The sequence below is a fragment of the Bradyrhizobium lablabi genome (assembly GCF_001440475.1).
GTDB classification, from domain to species: domain Bacteria; phylum Pseudomonadota; class Alphaproteobacteria; order Rhizobiales; family Xanthobacteraceae; genus Bradyrhizobium; species Bradyrhizobium lablabi.
On the sequence record NZ_LLYB01000071.1, the window covers coordinates 263,367 to 282,096 of the forward strand.

The window sequence follows — 18,730 nt, forward strand, 5'->3', positions numbered from 1 at the left end:
CAACGTGGAGGCCTTTAAGTGGCCGCTACGGGTCAAAACCGGTGCTACACCTGATTGAGGAGAATTTCTGCTTAAGACCCCAGAGCCGACGTCTGCACCTCTATGAGTGCACGTCCTAAACCAGGCTGAGCGCCAGCGCGATTGCGCCCACCAGAACAAGGCTGACCGCCCAGGTGGTATCCAGGTTGAACCAGCTCTGCGAGATGAATTTGAGGCCGAGATAACGGTAGGCGAGCCAGGCGCAGCATCCGCCGGCGGCGATCATCGCCACGGCGTGGACGACGGCGACCAGCACGGCCATGCCGAGATTGGCGTTGATCAGCGTGCCGGCGGCGGCGTGGCCGCTGTCGAGTTCGGCTTCCCGGCAGAGACCGAGATAGATCGGCACCAGCATCAGCGCCGCGCCATGGGCGAGCGCTACGGCGAAGGACCACAGCCCCAATTGCGCCGGCGATATCCGCGCCAGGGCTTTTGGGTGACGCCGGTTGGCGAGCCGAAACAGACCGAAGCCGATGACAAGCAGGCTGGCGCCGATCTGGATCGTCCGCTGCCATTCGATGACGGCGACGAGCAGCGCAAAGGGAAGGAGCACGAGCAGCATCGCCAGCAAATGGCCGGCCGTGAGCGGCCACAGCGCCGCCACCAGCGCCCGCGGGCTCCGCTCCATCAGTCCAGCTGAAACGGCGAGCGGCCACCCCATGCCGGGATTGACGCCGTGATAGAGGCCGCTCGCGATCACAGCCAGCCAGAGCCAGGCAGGTGTCCAGTCGGCTGCGCTCAATTTCAAACCGACGGATAGCAGAATGAATCCGTCGAGCAATCGCCGCCGTCGAGCCGGACCTGATGCGCGCGGTAACCGTCGGGGAAATTCACCCAGTAGTCTTTCGCCAGTTCGAGGCCGCCGTCCGGCTTCGCGTTGGCCATCACCATGGCTCCCGGAACACCATCGGGATAGAACTGGTTGTCCCAGGTCGAGTAGAGCGAGTTGGTCCAGTACACCCGCTTGCCGTCACGGCTGATCTCGACCATCTGCGGACCGCCGGCAAAGGCCTTGCCGTTGGGGTGCGGCGTGCGGCGCGCGATGCCGCCGATGTGAACCGAGCCGGCCAGCTTCGGCTTTCGCGGCTCCCGGACGTCGTATTGACGCATCTCGCCGGTGCCCCAGCAGGCGACGTAGAGGAACTTGTCGTCCATCGACAGGTCGATATCAGATACCAGCGGCGGCACGGCGCCGAACCCCTGCAGCAGCGGCGGCAGTTGCTCCTTCGCCGCGGGCTCGGGTGGGATCGTCGCCGTCTTCTCGATGTGAAACTTGCCGCCCTCGCGCCACCAGGTCCAGATCGAGCCTTCGAGATTGGTGGTGTCGACCACGACGCCGAGGAAGCCGTATTCTCTGACAGGATCGTGCGCGGGACGCACTTCCAGCGCCATCTGATGGTTGGCGCCGAGATCAATGGTCTGCACATTGCGTCGCGCGCGCAGGTCCCAGAAATGAATCCGGTGGCCGTATTTGTTGGAGAGCAGGTCCTCCGGGACGATGCCGTTCTCGAACTGCGGCGGCAGCGCCCACTCGCTCGTCACCATGTAATCGCGCGGCAGATTCCACCAGAAATCATAATGCAGGGTTTGCGGACCGCGATCGAGCTCCCAGCGGCCGAGCACCTCGAACGTCTCGCAATCCATGATGAAGACGCCGGGCGGTCCATCGGTGCCGTTCTTGCCACCGCCACCGAGCGTAGAGATGTAAATGCCTTCCGGCCCGCAATGAACGGTGTGGGGCCGCGAATATCCCGTCTTCCTGAAGATCTCTTCAGGCTCGATGATCTTGTGGATTGCCGCCTTGGTTGGATCCGGCTTGGTGTCGACGATATAGATGCGGGACGAGCGCATGCCGGGAATGATGAGATAGCGGCGCTCGAGGAAGGCGTGTCCGGTCAGCGGTGACAGTGCCGACGAGCAGGCGTTCCAGCCGAAATGGTGAAACTCGTCACCCTTGTTGGGCATCGTCACGGTGTGCACGACCTGGCCGTAACTTTGGGAGTCCGGCTTGACGTCGATCACGGCAAGCGCATCCGGCTTTGAGAAGTCCGGGCTGAGCAGCACGGTATAGGCGAAGCTCTCCGGCGGAGCTTCCATGGCAAGCTTTGGCGAAGCGTGAAACGTGGGATCGGGCCGAATATTCATCGTACTGCCTCCCTGTTTGCCTCGATGGTCAGCGACACGGCTCAGCGGCATGCAGCAGCAAGAAATCGCCCGGCTCGTTGAGTTCCTCTCGCGAGCGCCGCCGGCCGGGGTTTGCCGGTCGACAATACACGCAATACGACCGGTCGAAAATAACGATAGTGCCAGCGATTCGACTGGACCACCAATCAGCCGATCACAGAGAACAGGTGGTCCGCGATCTAGCGCGTTCTACTTGATCGTCACGGTAATTTTTTCGGAGATGACCGGAGGGACGTGTGGATAGTGCTCGGCGTCGCCCAGCACGAGCTGAAGTGTGTGCTTGCCGGGCGGAAGTTCGATCCGGGCTTCGGTCTGGCCCGCTCCGAAATGCAGATGCGACTTGTCTTGCGGGATCGGTTCGTTCGGATTGATGGGTTCATTCACGTCGACCAGAAGATGGTGATGGCCGCTGTTCGGGTAGGTGTCGCCCGCGTGAGTTACGCCCATGTTGCGCAGACCAAAGCGGCACCAGAACGCGCCCTTGATGACGGCGCCGTTCTGCGGCCACACGAAATAGAGACGCGCATCCTTCGCGGAGGGTTTTCCTTGAGCGCAGGCGGCGAACGGCAGGCAAGTGAGCGCTACTGACAGAGCGATCCACTGCATGACCTTCATGACTGCCTCTCAACCTCATGGGGATAGCGCAACGCGGAACCCGTGGGTGGGATATCGCACATTGGTGTCATAGCTGCCGCGGTTTGAGGCCCGGGCATAATTGGAGTCTTTCCTCCACGAGCCGGAACGCATCACATGCGAGGGGCACTCGCTCTCGACCCACGCAGATCCGTCCGTGGGAGCGCCTTGGTAGTTCTTGTGCCAGCAGTCTTCGACCCACTGATCGACACTGCCGCCCATGTCGAACAGCCCAAAGGGATTTGGCTTCAGGCTGCCGACCTTGACGGGTTGATCGACGGCCGGAATGTCAGCGCAGTTCTTGCAATTGACCATGCCGGGCTGAAACTGATCGCCCCACCAGTATCTGGTTTGCGTGCCGCCACGTGCCGCATATTCCCATTCGGCTTCACTCGGCAGGCGATATGGTTTTCGAGTGGCTTGCGCGAGCCAGGCGACATATTGCTTGGCGTCGCTCCAGCTTATGTTGGCAACGGGCGCATCGTCTTTTCCGGTCGCGGTAAAGCCGCAGGCCTTTGCGGCGGCGCATGCGTTCCATTCCCGCACGGAGACGGGGAATTTCCCCATCGCAAAGGGCTTGATCGTTACCTGGCGGACCGGCTTTTCCGAAACGTCTTCGTTGCTGCCCATCGCGAAGCTGCCACCCCGAAGGGAAATCATCTCGGGCTCTCGAACCGACACGGCGGCTTGCGTCGTCGGTAGAGGCTCGGGAACGGCGGGAGCTGCCGACGGCGCTAGCGGTGCCGCCAGTTTTGCTGCCGGAGGCGACGGTTCTGGTGACGGTTCAGGCTGCGTCACCTTCTGTTGTTGAGTTGGCGCCGCTGTCGGAGCAGGCTGGGACGGAGGCGGTGATGATCTCGCGACTGTCGTCGGTGCCTTCGGCACTTCCGCCGGAGCTGAAACGGGCGCTGACGCCTGTTCGGTCGCCTTGCGAGCCGGCGCGAACAGGCTCCAGAGAGTGCCTCCTGCGATGATCAGCAATGCAAGGATGAGCAGGAAGGTTAGGATCCTTTCGCGTCGCTTCCGGTTCTCGTGCAGTGCGGACGGGTCGGGAAGCACGCGGTAGACGCGCACCGGATCGGTGATGTTCTTGACCTTTCGATCACCGAGCGACTCATACCCGCAAACCAGCTTATGCTTTATCTGTTCGTAGATGCCGCCGGAGATATAGACTTCGCCGGGAGCGGCTATGCCCTCAAGCCGGGTCGCAATATTGACGCCGTCGCCATAGACGTCATCGGTTTCGATGATGACGTCGCCAAGATTGACGCCAATCCGGTACTCGATCCAATGATGCTTGGGCAGCGATGCATTGCGGCCAACCACATTTTGCTGGATCACGATGCTGGATCGCACGGCCTCGACGGGGCTGTCGAAAATGGCGATGAAGCCGTCGCCCGTGGTTTTGACGAGCCTGCCGTGGTGTTCTCTGATGGTCGGTTCGATGAGGTCGCGCTCAAGCCGCTTGACGCGGTTGTGCGTCCCTTCCTCGTCGATCTGCATCAGGCGGCTGTAACCGGAGATGTCGCCTGCGACGATCGCAGCAAGACGGCGCGGCATCGGCTCGCGCTGTGGGTCACCAGTTCGGCCTGACTTGATGTCGCGGATCTGGGCCATGGAGATTGGTTTCCAAAACTGATTACAGTATGAGGCAAACAATCTTTCCAACGCCCACACCGTACCATGCTGGCTGTTCGCCGCAAAGCAGCCGTACGCGGGTTCCATGCTGGATCATCGGTCTAAGTGTGAGTGAAATCACAAGAATCAGGGTGACCGCCCGGCACCTATCCCGGATACCGGTAGACGATCCCGGTCCTCGCGATTGTGTGAACAGAGGCGCTAAGCACGGCGATGCCAGGACGTGTAGGCGCGGCGAGTTTGGTTCCTCTTTCGACAGGCAGAGGTCAATCTTGCCCCGGCCATCTGACGCGGTAGCGGATTTCACTGCCGTCGCGATTGGCCTGCCACACCCCGAACTCCGGCGTATGCGGCGCCTTGGCCGAGAGCCCGATCAGATAGAGCCGGTCAGGCTGGCCCTTGATCTTGATCTCCAATTGCCGGTGCGCCGTGCGGAAGGCGAGCTGCACTTGGCCGGCGATGACCGGCCTGTCGTCATCGCGGCGGAACAGATCGGGCCGGATCTCGCCCGGCATGGTGTTCAGATCGGTCTGCAGTTCAGCCGCTATGTCACGGGCCGAACTCGGCAATGCCGCTCCGGCGGGCAAGCGAACCTCAAAGACGAGCAGCGGGTTGGGGGCATTCGGATTGAGCCAGGGCGTCGCTGTCGTGACGGCATAGACATAATAGGTCGTGCCGGCCGCGGCGCAGAGCGCAACGAGAATCGCTGCTGCCCTCAGGCTGTTGCGGAGAAGTCCGCCGCTGTTTCCTTCGCCGCGCAGCCGCCTCGCGAGCGCCGTGCCGAGCAGGAGGCCTCCGACGGCGCCGCATGGCGCAAACACCAATAGCGCCAGCACGCCTGACATGATCGGATCGGCCCGGTTTCCGAAGCCGACCAGTTCAAGCAGCAGCAACGTCGCGACAAAGCCGATGATCGCGCCGACGACCCCGCCGGCGACTTGCAATGAATTCTTCAAATGTTCCTCGAAGGTCTGAACAAATGGCCATCAGGCCAGCCCGCATTGGACGGGGCTATCAGGCAATTCGTTCACGGCCTTCGAGGCTTAATGTGACTTTTTCACGTGGCGCCGGCGTCGTGGTGCCGCGGCTGGCCGTCATCAATGTCCGCTGTCGATCTCCGGCACTTTCCCGGCGGGCGGCGTGTTGCGGCTGCGCTGGGTGCGGACGATGCCGTCGATGATGGTCATGCCGATGCCGGGGAGGTCGCCGAGCTGCACGCTTTCGAGGATGTTCTTGCCGGGCGAGTGCTGCGCCTTGTCCATCAGGACGAAGTCCGCCGAGCGCCCGACTTCGATGATGCCGCAGTCGAGCTCGCGCATGCGCGCGGTATTGCCGGTCGCAAGGCAGAAGGCGAGTTCGGCCGGCAGGTCGCCGAGCGAGGAAAGCATCGAGACCATGCGAAGGATACCGAGCGGCTGCACGCCGGAGCCGGCGGGCGCGTCGGTGCCGAGGATGACGCGGTGCAGGTCGCCCATCTCGCGCGCGGTGCGCAGCGTGAACAGCGCCGAGCGCTCGTTGCCGTTGTGAACCAGCTCCAGCCCGCGCTTGCAGCCCTCGCAGATACAACGGATCTGGTCGTCGGGTAGCGCGGTGTGGCCACCATTGATGTGGCCGACCACGTCGGTGTCGGCTTCCAGCACCACGTCCTTGTCGATCAGGCCGGAGCCAGGGATTGACGGGCCGCCGGTGTGGATCGTGCTTTGAATGCCGTATTTGCGCGCCCAGCCGACCATCTTGCGCGCGGTCGGGCCGTCCTTGACGCCGCCAAGGCCGACTTCGCCGAGCAGCTTGACGCCGGCCGCAGCCATTTCCTTGAAGTCGTCTTCCACCATCTCGCATTCGATGACAGGCGCGCCGGCATGAACCTTCACGCCGCCGGGCCGTAGCGTCCAGAATGCGCGCTGCGCAAAGATTGCCATCGCTTTCACGCCGACGACGTCGCGGGGACGGCCGGGCATGTGCACCTCGCCGGCGGAGATCATGGTGGTGACGCCGCCGTGGAGATAGCTGTCGATCCAGTTGATCTGGTTCTGCCGCGGCGTCCAGTCGCCCGCGACGGGATGGACGTGGCTGTCGATCAGGCCCGGCGCGACGGTGGTGCCGTTGGCGTTGACGATCGTGGTGGCGCCCTCGATATCGACGTCCTTGAAGCGTCCGATCGCGGTGATCTTGCCGTTCTCGGCCACGATCGTATCGCCATCCAGGATCGGCTTTTCCAGTGCCCCCGAGAGCAGCAGCCCGATATTGCGGATCACCAGCTTGCTCGGGCCGGTAGCCTGGGGTGCGTCGTGGGCCATGGTTTTTCCTTTTGCTTCAATGCCTTCGCCGGACATTCTGCCCGGCTTGACGATCCGATCAAGCTGGATTATTCATTTGTATACGAATGATCGTATACGAATGATACGGCCGGTCAATCCGGCCAGCAGGTCAGGAAACGGTGCGATGAGCAATTTCAACCAGGAAAGCGTCTTGAGCGTCCATCACTGGACCGACACGCTGTTCAGCTTCACCACCACCCGCGATCCCTCGTTCCGTTTCCGCAACGGCGAGTTCACCATGATCGGGCTCAAGGTCGGCGAGAAGCCGCTGCTCCGCGCCTATTCAGTCGCCAGCGCCAATTACGAGGACCGGCTCGAATTCTTCTCGATCAAGGTGCCGGACGGGCCGCTGACTTCGCGGCTGCAGCACCTGAAGCAGGGCGACGAGATCATCGTCAGCCGCAAGGCCACCGGCACGCTGGTCATCGACAACCTGGAAGACGGCCGCAACCTCTATCTGATCGGGACCGGTACCGGGCTGGCGCCGTTCCTTTCCGTGATCAAGGATCCCGAGACCTATGAGCGGTTCGAGAAGGTGGTGCTGCTGCACGGCTGCCGCCGCGTCGCCGAGCTCGCCTATGGCGAGATGATCACCGAAAAGCTGCCGAACGACGAGCTTATCGGCGAGTACATCCGCAACCAGTTGATCTATTACCCGACCGTGACGCGCGACCCGTTCCGCAACCGCGGCCGCATCACCGACCTGATCACGTCAGGCAAGCTGTTCGGCGACATCGGGCTGGCCTCGCTCGATCCCGCGCACGACCGCGTCATGATCTGCGGCAGCCCGGCGCTGGTGGCCGACACCCGCACGTTGCTCAACGGCAAGGGCTTTGTCGAAGGCAATCACGGCGAGCCGGCGCAGTTCGTGGTCGAGAAGGCGTTCGCGGAGCGGTAATCTCCAGACCCTCATGGTGAGGAGCGCGGAACGCGCGTCTCGAACCATGAGGCCACAGCGGGGGCCTCGTCCTTCGAGACGCTTGCTACGCAAGCTCCTCAGGATGAGGGGATAGATGGTGCCGAGCCGCACACAACTAAGGCCGCACCGCCGGCGCTTCCAGCGCCATGCCCCGCGCCCGGCCCATCAAATACAGTTCGAGCTCCACCAACTCCGGCGCGCCATAGTCATAGGCCTGCGCGCGGATGCCGGTGATGCACGCGCGCAGCCGCCGCTGCAGCGATCCCAGCGATTGCCATTCCAGCCGGTAGAGCGGGTAGCCGGTCGGGTGTCCTTGCGTGATCGCGGAGCCGGCGAGGCGCTTGTCCCAGTTATCGTCATGGCAATTCGTGCAGCCGAGATTGAGCTGGCCCTGCCGCTGCATGTAAAGCTCGCGTCCCTTGGCGATGAACGGCGCAAGCTGCGGATCGGCGCCGGTTTCGATCGGCACGCCCTGCGACTGCCGCGCGACGAAGGCGGTGAGCGCCAGCAATTCGCGGCTCTCGAAGGGAAGCGGCGTTGCCTGCTGGTGGTTGCTGCGGCACGAATTGATCCGCTGCTCCAGATCGATCGGACGGCCGGTTGCCTTGTCGAAAGCAGGGTAGCGGGCGGCGACGCCCTTCATGCTGGTGCGGGCGTCACCATGGCAATCGGCGCAGGCCTTCTCCGTCGCGCCCGACTTGCGCTTCCACAATGCTTCGCCGTCGAGCACCCAGAGCATGCCGGGATTGGCGGTATCCTCGTCCTGGATCGCCCTGGTGTCCGGCTTCATGAAGCTGTAGCCGGAGCGGCGTTCGGCCTGCGGAATTTCGGTAGCGCCAACGGCGCCCGCCACCAGCAGCGCGGCGGTTATGGCGCCGAAAGATCTCATTCGACGGTGATCGAAGCGGACGCGGTTTCGGAAAAACCCTTGTCGCCGATCCATTCGAACTCGAACTTGCCGCTTTGGGTAACGGTCGTGAAGAAGGTGATGAAGGGATTGGCCGAGATCGCCGGAAACAGATCGGCGCGGAAAATCTCGGCGCCGTTGAAGCGGCACGTAAAGCTCGTGATGATGTCGCGCGGCACGACTTCGCCAGTCGCCGTATGGCGATAACCAGTTTCCATGATGTGCGACATCAGTGTCTTGATCTCGATAATGTCGCCGCGCTTGGCTTTCGCCGGGACGTTGATCAGCGCTGAAGCCATCAGATCAACTCCTCGGTGCAGGCCGCCAGCGTGACGACGACATCGACGCTGGCCGACCAGTACGATCCGTCCGAGAGCTTTGCGATCGCCACGATCTTCTGGCTGTCGGCGAGGCGGACGCGGGTCGATACCTGCGCGCGCCCGGCATGCGGACCCAGATAAAAATTGCCGATGTTCGGCTGCGGGTTCTTTTCGTTGAAGACGTGGATACTTGCGACGTGATCCTCAGGCGCCATCGGGCTGTCGACGCTGACCGTCATCGGCACCGTATTGCCGTTCTCGACCAGCGGCGGGATGTCTAGCTTGACCTTGCCCGTCTTCACCGCGGCGCCATTGGTCACGTTGCGGATGGCGGAGGCGAGCATCGCGGGTGTCGCCTCGGCGGGTCGGACCGTGACGATGGGGACGGCGCCGGCCACGGCGACGCCTCCGGCGAGGCCGAGGAATCGGCGGCGTGTGGTGTCGGGTCGTAATTGCATCGCGTCTTCCTATTCGCGCAGCGTCACGAGATACGCCACGATGTCTTCGATCTGTTCCGCCGACAGGATCGGCTTGTCGCGCCATACCGCTCCGACGCGTTGAAGGCCGTCGAGTCGGTAGTAGGACGGCATGATCGTCTCGGCATTGAGGCGCGACGCATCCACCAGGCGGAGCCGTAGTTGACCTTCCGACCAGCGGCGGCCGGAACCGGAAAGGTCGGGCGCCAGGTCGCCCTGGAATTTCTGTTCGGGAAATGGGCCGCTGTGGCAGAGGATGCAAGTGCTGGAACGTTCCACCACAAGTGCTCGCCCTCGCGTTGCGTCCCCGGCTCTGCCCGTCAACGACTGCGGAATAGCGTCGCCATCGACGGAATAGCCACGAAGTTCCGTCGCGGCAGCCAGGCCGGGCAGGGCGAGCAGGACCCCGGCAATGATGTGGGCCGACGTGAGATAGCTGAGTCTAGCCAAAGACTTCCGCCGTAATGGTCGTAAACCAGGATTGCGCGTAGTCAGCTTCGCGCGCGCGGAATTCGCGGGGTACGTCCGCCGGGCTGACGCCGCCGGCGCCTTCGACATCGGCCAGCACGCCGTTCTTAGGCTGGTAGACGCCGGCCACCGAGATGCCATAGCCGGGAGCCGCGAGGCTGTAGCAGGTATTGATCAGCTTTGGCGAAGCAGGCGTGCCACCCGACAGCAGCGTCGCGATCGCCGCCGCGCAGACCTTGGCCTGTGCGTTTGCGGAAAATGCCGATTTCGGCATGGCGCCGGCGAGACAGGCATCGCCGATGACATGGATGTTCGGCGCCGATTTCGATTCGAAGGTGACGGGGTCAATCGCGCACCAGCCGGTGTTGTCGGTGGCGCCGGCTGACGTCGCGATACGGCCGGCCCGCTGCGGCGGAATGACGTTGGCCACTTGCGCGGTGTGATTGCCGAAATCGGTGATCAGCGTGTTGGTCGCGGGATCGACGGCGTTAACCTTGCCGCCCTGCGACAGCGAAACCCATTCGACCATACCAGGATAGAACTCCTTCCAGGCATTCTGGAACAGGCGCTGCTTGGAGAAGGTGTCCTTGGCATCGAGGATGATCAGCTTCGAGCGCGGCTTCTTGGTTTTCAGATAATGCGCAATCAGGCAGGCGCGTTCGTAAGGTCCGGGCGGACAGCGGAACGGATTGGCGGGCGCTGATATCACCACCAGGCCGCCATCCTCCATCGCCTCGAGCTGCTTGCGCAGCAACAGCGTCTGCTCGCCGGCCTTCCAGGCGTGCGGCATCTTCGAAGCCGCGGCTTCGTCGTAGCCCTGCAGCGCGTCGTAGCGCAGATCGACGCCGGGCGAGAGCACCAGCCGGTCATAGCCGAGCGAGGTGCCGTCGGCGAGGGTGACGGTTCGCGCCGCGCCATCGACGCCGGTCGCTGCCTGCGCCACCACGGTCGCGCCGCCGGCGGCGATCTTGTCATAGCCGAATTGCTGCTGCTCGATCGAACGCAGCCCGGCGATGACGTTGTTGCTGAACGGGCAGGCGGTGAAGGTCTTGTTCGGCTCGACCAGCGTGACCTGCAATTTCGGATCGATCTGCTTGAGGGCGCGCGCACAACTCGCACCGCCAAAACCGCCGCCGATCACGACGACACGCGCGGCGGCTTGCGCGAACGCGGGTAGGGGAAACGTCAGGGCCGTTGCAGCGGCCGCGCTGGCGCCGAAGAATTCCCGGCGGCTGATGCGATGGCTGATACCCATGCCGGCCCCCTTACTTCTGTGCCGCGAGCCACGCCGCAATCGCGCGCACCTCGTCGTCCGAAAAACCCTTGGCGATGCGGTTCATCACCGTGGCGGGAATCGAGCCGTCGCGAAATCCGGTCATCGCGGTCACGATCTCATTGGCGTCGCGGCCGTACAGCCGCGTAACGGGCGAGCCTGCCGCTGCATTCGACGAGTGACAGCCGGAGCAGGATGCCACGCCGGGTGGAGGTTCGGAAGCCGCAAGCAGCGGCGTACTCCACGCCATGGCCATGGTAACTGCGGTCGCGACACACAACGCTTTCATCAGCAATCTCCGAAAAGGAGAGCGGCGGCCCCGGAGTGAGGCCGCCGCTCGCTTTTATCAGGCGAACGTGATGTTTTGGTCTTTCAGCGGCACCGAACGTATGCGTTTGCCGGTCGCCGCGAAATAGGCGTTGAGCACGGCGGGCGCGGCGACGCCGATGGTCGGCTCGCCAACACCGCCCCAGAAGCCACCGCTTGGCACCATCACGCATTCCACCTTCGGCATCTCGGCAATGCGCATGGAGTTGTAGGTGTCGAAGTTGGTCTGCTCCATCTTGCCGTCCTTCACCGTGCAGCCGCCGTAGAACAGCGCGGACAGGCCGTAGACAAAGGAGCCCGCGATCTGCCGCTCGACCTGCGCCGGATTGACGATGTAGCCGGGATCGGTGGAAGCGACGATACGGTGCACCTTGATCTTGTTGCCGTCGGTGACGGAGATTTCGGCAGCACCCGCGACATAGCTGCCGTAGCCCATCACCTGCGCAATCCCGCGATAGACGCCTTGCGGCGCGGGCTTGCCCCAGCCGATCTTCTCGGCCACCGCGTTGAGCACGGCGAGATGCTTGGGATGCTTGCTCATCAGCTTGCGGCGGAATTCCACCGGATCCTGGCCGACCGAATGCGCCAGCTCATCCATGAAGCATTCCATGTAGATCGCATTCTGGTTGACGTTGACGCCGCGCCAGAAGCCGGGCGGAACGTGCGGATTGCGCATGGAATGCTCGATCAGCAGGTTCGGCACGGAGTAGCCGATCGCAGCATCACCGGACGGACTGAGGCCCTGGAATGCAGCCGTATCCATGCCGTTCACCAGCGCCGCCGGACGCACGGTGTAGATGATCGACTGGCCGGACAATCGCACATGCAGCGCCGTGAGATTGTTCTCGGCATCGAAGGCGCCGGTCAGCTTGCATTGCGTGACCGGATGGAACTTGCCTTGCGCCATGTCCTCTTCACGCGACCACAACAGCTTGACCGGCGTGCCCGGCATTTCCTTGGCGATGAGAACCGCCTGCCGGACATAATCGGTCATGCCGCGGCGGCCGAAGCCGCCGCCGAGGATGTGCTTGTGCACCTCGCATTTTTCGGCCGGCAGGCCCGAGGCTTCCAGGGTGGCGGCGAACGCCGCTTCGCCGTTCTGCGTGCCGCACCAGACCTCGCATTTATCAGGCGTATAGAGCGCGGTGGCGTTCATCGGCTCCATCGTGGCATGGTTCTGGTAGGGATAGTTGTAGACCGCCTCGACCTTCTTGACGGCCGAGCCGATCGCCGCCTTGGCGTCGCCGTTCTGGTTGCCGATAAAGGCCGGCTGGGAATTGTCGAGACCCTCGGCCAGCCATTTGGCGATCGACTCGCTGGAGACCTTAGCGTTATCACCTTCGTCCCAGGTGATCGGCAGCGCATCGAGCGCGGTCTTGGCGTGCCACCAGGTATCGGCGACGACAGCGACCGCGCTGTCGCCGACCTTCACCACCTTCTTGACGCCCTTCATGCCGGCGACCTTGGCCTCGTCGTAGCTCTTCAGCTTGCTGCCGAAGACCGGTGCGTCCTTGATCGCGGCGTTGAGCATGCCGGGCAGCTTGACGTCGACGCCGTAGATCATTGCGCCTGTCGTCTTGTCGACGGTGTCGAGCCGCTTGACGCCCTTGCCGGCGATCTTCCAGTCCTTCGGATCCTTCAGCTTCACGTCGGCGTCGGCGGGCGGCGTGAGCTTCGCCGCGGCTTCAACCACCTTGCCGTAGGTCGTGGTCTTGCCCGACGGCGTATGGGTGATGACGCTGTTGGCCGCGGTGCATTCCGAGACCGGGACCTTCCACTCGTTCGCGGCGGCCTGCACCAGCATCATGCGTGCGGTGGCGCCGCCCTTGCGGACATATTCCTGGCTGGTGCGGATGCCGCGGCTGCCGCCAGTCGAGAAATCGCCCCAGGCGCGCTTGCGTGCGACACTTTGACCCGGCGTTGGATATTCGGTGACCACCTTCGACCAGTCGCATTCGAGCTCTTCGGCGACGAGCTGGGCGAGGCCGGTGAGGGTGCCCTGGCCCATTTCCGAGCGGGCGATGCGAATCACGGTCGTGTCGTCGGGGCGGATCACCACCCAGACATTGACTTCGGGCGAGCCGTCGGCGGCGCGGACGACCTGCGGTCCGCCGAAGGGAATATCGAGACCGATCGCGAGGCCGGCGCCGGCAGCAGCGGTGCCGATCACAAAGGCGCGGCGGTTGAGCTTGAGATTGGAATTGGGCATGACGTGCTGATTCATGACATCCCCCTCAAGCGCTTGCGGCGGCGTGGATCGCCTCGCGGACCTGCTGGAAGGTCCCGCAACGGCAGATATTGGTGATGGCCTCGTCGATGTCCTTGTCGGTCGGCTTCGGCTTTTCCTTGAGCAGCGCTGCGACCGCCATGATCATGCCGGCCTGACAATAGCCGCATTGCGGCACATCATTGGCGACCCAGGCCTGCTGCACCTTGTGCAGCGTGCCGCCACTGGCGAGACCCTCGATCGTGGTGATCTGCTTGCCGACCGCCTCGCTGACGGTGACGCCGCAGGAGCGCATCGCGACGCCATCGATGTGCACGGTGCAGGCGCCGCATTGTGCAATGCCGCATCCATATTTGGTGCCGGTCAGTCCGACATTCTCCCTGATTGCCCAGAGCAGCGGGGTGTCGTCTTCGACATCCACATTGATTGCCTTGCCGTTGATTGTGAGGTTTGCCATCGCGTATCCCCTTTTCGCTCCATCCACCGAGGGAGCTGCGCGCGGAAGATGGCCCGCAACTTGGAATAGTTCAAATCAAGAAAACGCGTTTTTCCAACGGATGAAAATTGATCGGCCGGTGTTTCGGCGGGTCGGGCACGGTCGTGCCCATCGGCGCGGCCGGGCTATTCTAGGCTATCGAGACGTTCGTTCAGCGTCTTCAAGGTCCGGCTTGCCGCGGCAAGCTCGTTGGGCGTGATCCCCTTGGCCAGCGCATTGGCCCACGGTGCCTGCAAATTCGTGGCCGCCGAAAAGGCATCCTGCCCACGCCGGGTCAGCGCGACGAGATGAGCGCGGCGGTGATTTGGGTTGGGGCGCAGCTCGATGAGGCCATCGTCCCGCATCTCGTTGACGATGCGCTGAACGCCCTGGCGATTAAGCCCCATGCTCCGCGCCAACCACGCCACCGGTTGCAGGCTTGGCGAAAGGGCGATCGCGCCCAGCACCTGCCAGCGCGCGCTGGTCAGGCCGAGGTCGGCCACCAGGCGGTCGCCGGCCGCGAGCAGGCGTCCGTTGAGCCGGAACACCGCCAGTACCAAGTCGGTCAGGGCCTCGCCGCCGGGGGTATGTCGCTTTGTTGCCATTTGACTACTAGTACCCAAAATGACAATATGTTGTCAATTAGCAAACGATATGTGGAGTAACTCATGTTTGCAGGACAGCTAGCGGCGATCGTCGCCGCGGCATTCGCCGGCGCCGCGTTTTTCATCAATTTCGCCGAACAGCCGGCGCGCCTCGGCCTCGATGACCGGAACCTGCTGAAGCAGTGGAAGCCAAGCTACGCGCGCGGTTTCATGATGCAGGCGAGCTGCGCGGTGATTTCAGGCGTGCTCGGCCTGATCGCGGCGTGGCTGACGCGGGACTGGCGCTGGATCGTCGGCGCGGTGCTCATTCTCGCCAACTGGCCGTATACGCTGATCGGCATCATGCCGACCAACCGCGCGCTCGGCGCGATTGACGAGAAGGACGCCGGCCCGCAATCACGTGCGCTGATCGTGAAGTGGGGAGGGTTGCACGCGGTCAGAACGGGGCTCGGGATCGCGGCGACGCTGGCCTATCTGTGGGCGCTCAACTAAGCAGCAACGGCCTTCACGGTTTGTCTGAGCCTACGGTCAAACGCAAAAAACTCATCAGGCTGCCGAGCGCGGCAAATCCGGCTCCGAGCGCCAGCGCCACCGTCGCGCCGTTGTGGCCGGCCAGCGCGAAGCATAGGGCGGCGAGCGCCGCGCCGAGGGTTTGTCCGGTCAGGCGCGCTGTTGCGACGATGCCGCTCGCGCTCCCACTGCGATGCGGCGGCGCGCTCGACATCAGCGCCCGCAAATTGGGCGTCTGAAAAAAGCCGAAGCCGATGCCGCAGATCACGGTGCGCCAGACGATACTGGCAATGCCGGGGTCCGGCGGCAACGTCGCCAGCAGCGCCATGCCGACGCCGAGCAGCACCAGCCCGAGGCCGCCGAGGATGCCGACCGGATAGCGATCGGAGAGCCGGCCGCCGATCGGCGCCATGATCGCCACCACCAGCGGCCAGGGCGTCATGAAGAAGCCGGTCTCCACCTGTGAGCGGTGCAGCACGTCCTCGAAATAGAACGGCAGCGACACGAAAGCCAATCCCTGCACGGCGAATGCGCAGACGGACGTGGCGGCCGACAGCGCGAACATCGGCCGCCGGAACAGGTCGATCGGCAACATCGGCGCCGGATGGTCCTGATATCTGCGGGTAATGGTCCAGCCGAGGGCTAATGCAACGCCAAGCGTGAGCCCGACCAGGACGGGCGGGACCTGATGCGCCGCGCCGCCAATGCCGATGATGAAGAGGCCGAGGCAGCTTGCGGTCAGCGCGGCGCTGGCAAAATCGAACGCGTGCTTTGCGCGCGGCGTTTTTGGCAGGGTCTTGAGACCGATCCAGATCGCGATCACGCCGAAGGGGATGTTGATCGCGAACAGCCAGGGCCACGTTCCGATCGCAAGGATTGCTGAGGCAATGGTCGGGCCGAACGTGAATGCTGTTCCGACCACCAGCGCGTTATGTCCGAAGCCACGGCCCAGCATGCGGGTCGGGTAGACGAAGCGGACCAGCGCCGCATTCACGCTCATGATGCCGCTGGCGCCCAGCCCCTGCAGCGCCCGGGCCGCCGTCAAGCTGGGCAGCGACCATGCCAGGGCGCAGCCGAGGGAAGCCGCCGTGAACAGGATGAGGCCGCCGATATAGATTCGCTCGTGGCCGACGATTTCGCCGAGCGCGCCGAGCGGCAACAGCGTCGCCACCAGCGCGATCTGGTAGATGTTGACCACCCAGACCACGTCGGCCGGGCTGACCTGGAGGTCGGCCGCAATCGCGGGAAGCGCGATGTTCGCGATCGCCGTATCCAGCGAAGCCAGCGCCAGCGCGGTAAAGATCGCCGCGACCGCCCAGCGGCGAAGTTCCGGGGGTAAGCCGTCGATGGGCGCGGCTGATGGCTTTGCGGTTGCATCTGCGGACATTCGTTCGGGCTCTCCACGCCTAAAGGGGCGGTCGCGCCCAGAGCGGCGTGTACTACGGACGCGGCGCAAGCCACAGACACACCGCTGCATGATGCATATGCGAAGGGAGGGGCGGCCCGCCGCGCCATATCCGCGCGCCGACTTTCGGATACCTTTCCGCCTGCCGGGCGATCGACTAGGCTTGGGGTGCACAGCGACCGCAGTTTTACAAAAAGACGGTCACCGGCGAGGGAAAACGCTTTGGACGGACTGGCGAGCCGGCGCGGCGAAGTCATGCGTAGCGCGAGTGAGGGCGGGCGTGGGCGCGTAGGGGCCAGCCTGTGGGTTTCGCTCCTCCTCGCGATCCTCGGCTTCCTCGTCGTCTATCCGATCCTGATGCTGCTGCTCGGCGCCCTTACCGACACCAACCCGGTGGTCGATGGCATCCAGCTCAGTCACCTCTCGGTCACGAATTTCCTCACCGTGCTGGCGAACCCGAATGTCGCGGAGGCGCTCGCCAACACGCTGATTGCCTGCGGCGGCGGCACGCTGATTGCGGTCGCGGTCGGATTGCTGTTTTCCTGGATCGTCGTTCGCACCAACACGCCGTTCAAGGCGGTTATCGCCGCCGCGAGCATTTTGCCGTTGTTCGCGCCGCCGCTGGTCGCGGGCGTCGCCTGGGCCATTCTGGGCTCGCCGAAGACCGGCCTGATCAACACCGTGTTCAAATGGGCGGGGCTGGACTGGCGCGTCGATTTCTATTCGATGTGGGGATTGGTGTTCGTGTTCGGCATCTACTATGCGCCCTACGTCTACATGTTCACCTCGTCAGCCCTGCGCAACATGGACCCGAGCCTGGAAGAGGCCGCCGAGATTTCCGGCGCCAGCGCGTTCGCGACGCTGTTCACGGTGACGTTTCCGTTGATCATGCCGGCGATCGTCTCGGGCATGCTGCTGTCGTTCATCGTTATGCTCGGCATCTACGGCATCCCCGCGGTGCTGGGCGCGCCGACCAACCTGTCCGTGCTGACCACCTATATCTTCAAGCTCACCAACTGGTCGCCGCCGCTGTACAACACCGCCGCGGCGGTTGCGATCATCCTGATGGTCGTCACGGGTTTGCTGGTGTTTCTGCAGCACAAGGTGCTGAGCGGCCGCAGCTATACTACCGTCGCCGGCAAGGCGTTCCGGCCGCGCAGCCTCGATCTCGGGCGCTGGCGCTGGTTCACCTTCGGTCTCGGCATCGTCTATCTCCTGATCGTGGTGGTGCTGCCGTCGCTGGCGCTGATCGTCGCGGCATTCCGGAAATTCATGTTTATCCGCGACGTCTCCAGCCTGTTTGACGCCAGGCAGTATTCGCTGATGCATTTTCAGAGCATCTTCGACAATCCCTTGACCATGCGCTCGATCTACAACTCGGTCGAGGTCGGCATTATCACCGCCGTGGTCGGCGGCGCGCTGGCGTTTGCGATCGGCTACACCATCCACCGTACCCAGGTGACGGGCCGGCGCTGGATCGACGTGATCTCGACCTTGCCGGTCGCGATCCCCGGCCTCGTGGTCGGCGTCGCCTATCTCTGGGCTTGGATCGGCGTTCCCGGCGGTCTCTACGGCACCATCTGGATCCTGGCGCTGGCGTTCATCGCGCGCTTCATGCCGGATACGGTCAAGTCGCTGTCGACCTCGTTCCTGCAAATCCATCGCGAACTCGAGGAGGCGGCCTGGGTCTGCGGCAAGGGCGTGCTCGGCACCATCAGGACGATCGTGCTGCCGCTGGCGCGGCCGGGTGTGATGGCCTCGATGACGCTGCTGTTCGTGCTCGCGATCCGCGAACTCGGCTCGTCGCTGTTCCTCTACACCAGCAACACCATGGTGATGTCGGTGCTGCTGCTCGACTATTACGAGGGCGGGAACCTCGGAAAGACCGCGGCATTCAGCCTGGTGCAGACTGTTCTGCTCGGCGTGCTGATCGGCGGCGCCAACTATTTGTCGCGCGGTGCGGCGCAAGGCAGCGTCGCCCGGACCGGATAACAAAAACGAACGGC

At 63.7% G+C, this 18,730-nt stretch carries 19 protein-coding genes; 3 read left to right on the plus strand and 16 right to left on the minus strand.

Going from position 1 to position 18,730, the window contains the following annotated elements:
- Nucleotides 1-115 precede the first annotated feature (115 nt).
- The 6 genes from CQ14_RS18645 to CQ14_RS18670 all read right to left on the minus strand — a co-directional run bounded on the left by CQ14_RS18645 (nucleotide 116) and on the right by CQ14_RS18670 (nucleotide 6,791).
- On the minus strand, nucleotides 116-781 hold the full coding sequence (locus CQ14_RS18645) for a hypothetical protein (protein WP_057859292.1): 666 nt from the start codon (nucleotides 779-781) through the stop codon (nucleotides 116-118).
- 2 nt (nucleotides 782-783) lie between these two features.
- Complete coding sequence (locus CQ14_RS18650) at nucleotides 784-2,184, minus strand: selenium-binding protein SBP56-related protein (protein WP_057859293.1); 1,401 nt, start codon at nucleotides 2,182-2,184, stop codon at nucleotides 784-786.
- Between the two features lie 228 nt (nucleotides 2,185-2,412).
- Complete coding sequence (locus tag CQ14_RS18655; protein WP_057859294.1) at nucleotides 2,413-2,838, minus strand: DUF4399 domain-containing protein; 426 nt, start codon at nucleotides 2,836-2,838, stop codon at nucleotides 2,413-2,415.
- Nucleotides 2,839-2,853: 15 nt separating this feature from the next.
- Entirely contained in the window at nucleotides 2,854-4,473 is a 1,620-nt protein-coding gene (locus CQ14_RS18660) for an SUMF1/EgtB/PvdO family nonheme iron enzyme (RefSeq protein WP_057859295.1), read from the minus strand.
- 287 nt (nucleotides 4,474-4,760) lie between these two features.
- A complete protein-coding gene (locus tag CQ14_RS18665; RefSeq protein ID WP_057859296.1) occupies nucleotides 4,761-5,450 on the minus strand; it encodes a hypothetical protein in 690 nt (229 codons plus the stop codon).
- 141 nt (nucleotides 5,451-5,591) lie between these two features.
- Nucleotides 5,592-6,791: an amidohydrolase family protein gene (locus tag CQ14_RS18670; RefSeq protein ID WP_057833526.1), complete on the minus strand. Its 1,200-nt coding sequence runs from the start codon at nucleotides 6,789-6,791 to the stop codon at nucleotides 5,592-5,594.
- Nucleotides 6,792-6,936: 145 nt separating this feature from the next.
- Between CQ14_RS18670 and CQ14_RS18675 the strand changes: the two genes are divergently transcribed.
- Entirely contained in the window at nucleotides 6,937-7,710 is a 774-nt protein-coding gene (locus CQ14_RS18675) for a ferredoxin--NADP reductase (protein WP_057859297.1), read from the plus strand.
- Between the two features lie 136 nt (nucleotides 7,711-7,846).
- On the opposite strand, the gene soxA is transcribed toward CQ14_RS18675, so the two are convergent.
- From soxA to CQ14_RS18720, 9 genes are all read right to left on the minus strand, one after another.
- Nucleotides 7,847-8,620 (minus strand): sulfur oxidation c-type cytochrome SoxA, encoded by a 774-nt coding sequence (gene soxA, locus CQ14_RS18680; protein ID WP_057859298.1) that lies wholly within the window; start codon nucleotides 8,618-8,620, stop codon nucleotides 7,847-7,849.
- Entirely contained in the window at nucleotides 8,617-8,937 is a 321-nt protein-coding gene (soxZ, locus tag CQ14_RS18685) for a thiosulfate oxidation carrier complex protein SoxZ (RefSeq protein ID WP_057859299.1), read from the minus strand. Before soxZ ends, soxA begins: the two co-directional genes overlap by 4 nt.
- Nucleotides 8,937-9,416 (minus strand): SoxY-related AACIE arm protein, encoded by a 480-nt coding sequence (locus CQ14_RS18690; protein ID WP_057859300.1) that lies wholly within the window; start codon nucleotides 9,414-9,416, stop codon nucleotides 8,937-8,939. Before CQ14_RS18690 ends, soxZ begins: the two co-directional genes overlap by 1 nt.
- 9 nt (nucleotides 9,417-9,425) lie before the next feature.
- The gene (gene soxX / locus CQ14_RS18695) at nucleotides 9,426-9,884 is read right to left on the minus strand and encodes a sulfur oxidation c-type cytochrome SoxX (protein ID WP_430650192.1); all 459 of its coding nucleotides are present in this window, start codon (nucleotides 9,882-9,884) and stop codon (nucleotides 9,426-9,428) included.
- Nucleotides 9,877-11,157: an NAD(P)/FAD-dependent oxidoreductase gene (locus tag CQ14_RS18700; RefSeq protein ID WP_156435131.1), complete on the minus strand. Its 1,281-nt coding sequence runs from the start codon at nucleotides 11,155-11,157 to the stop codon at nucleotides 9,877-9,879. Before CQ14_RS18700 ends, soxX begins: the two co-directional genes overlap by 8 nt.
- A gap of 10 nt (nucleotides 11,158-11,167) precedes the next feature.
- Entirely contained in the window at nucleotides 11,168-11,464 is a 297-nt protein-coding gene (locus tag CQ14_RS18705; protein WP_057859301.1) for a c-type cytochrome, read from the minus strand.
- 57 nt (nucleotides 11,465-11,521) lie between these two features.
- A complete protein-coding gene (locus tag CQ14_RS18710) occupies nucleotides 11,522-13,726 on the minus strand; it encodes a xanthine dehydrogenase family protein molybdopterin-binding subunit (protein ID WP_057859302.1) in 2,205 nt (734 codons plus the stop codon).
- A gap of 10 nt (nucleotides 13,727-13,736) precedes the next feature.
- A complete protein-coding gene (locus CQ14_RS18715) occupies nucleotides 13,737-14,186 on the minus strand; it encodes a (2Fe-2S)-binding protein (protein WP_057859303.1) in 450 nt (149 codons plus the stop codon).
- Nucleotides 14,187-14,350: 164 nt separating this feature from the next.
- Nucleotides 14,351-14,809 carry a MarR family winged helix-turn-helix transcriptional regulator gene (locus CQ14_RS18720; protein WP_057859304.1) on the minus strand — a complete coding sequence of 153 codons (459 nt, stop codon included), beginning with the start codon at nucleotides 14,807-14,809 and terminating at the stop codon, nucleotides 14,351-14,353.
- A 63-nt stretch (nucleotides 14,810-14,872) separates the two neighbouring features.
- Here CQ14_RS18720 and CQ14_RS18725 point away from each other — a divergent pair, with 63 nt between their 5' ends.
- Nucleotides 14,873-15,301 carry an anthrone oxygenase family protein gene (locus CQ14_RS18725; protein ID WP_057859305.1) on the plus strand — a complete coding sequence of 143 codons (429 nt, stop codon included), beginning with the start codon at nucleotides 14,873-14,875 and terminating at the stop codon, nucleotides 15,299-15,301.
- Nucleotides 15,302-15,314: 13 nt separating this feature from the next.
- Here CQ14_RS18725 and CQ14_RS18730 read toward each other — a convergent pair whose 3' ends face one another.
- Nucleotides 15,315-16,706 (minus strand): MFS transporter, encoded by a 1,392-nt coding sequence (locus CQ14_RS18730; protein ID WP_057859306.1) that lies wholly within the window; start codon nucleotides 16,704-16,706, stop codon nucleotides 15,315-15,317.
- 273 nt (nucleotides 16,707-16,979) lie between these two features.
- Here CQ14_RS18730 and CQ14_RS18735 point away from each other — a divergent pair, with 273 nt between their 5' ends.
- A complete protein-coding gene (locus CQ14_RS18735; protein ID WP_057859417.1) occupies nucleotides 16,980-18,716 on the plus strand; it encodes an ABC transporter permease in 1,737 nt (578 codons plus the stop codon).
- Nucleotides 18,717-18,730 lie beyond the last annotated feature (14 nt).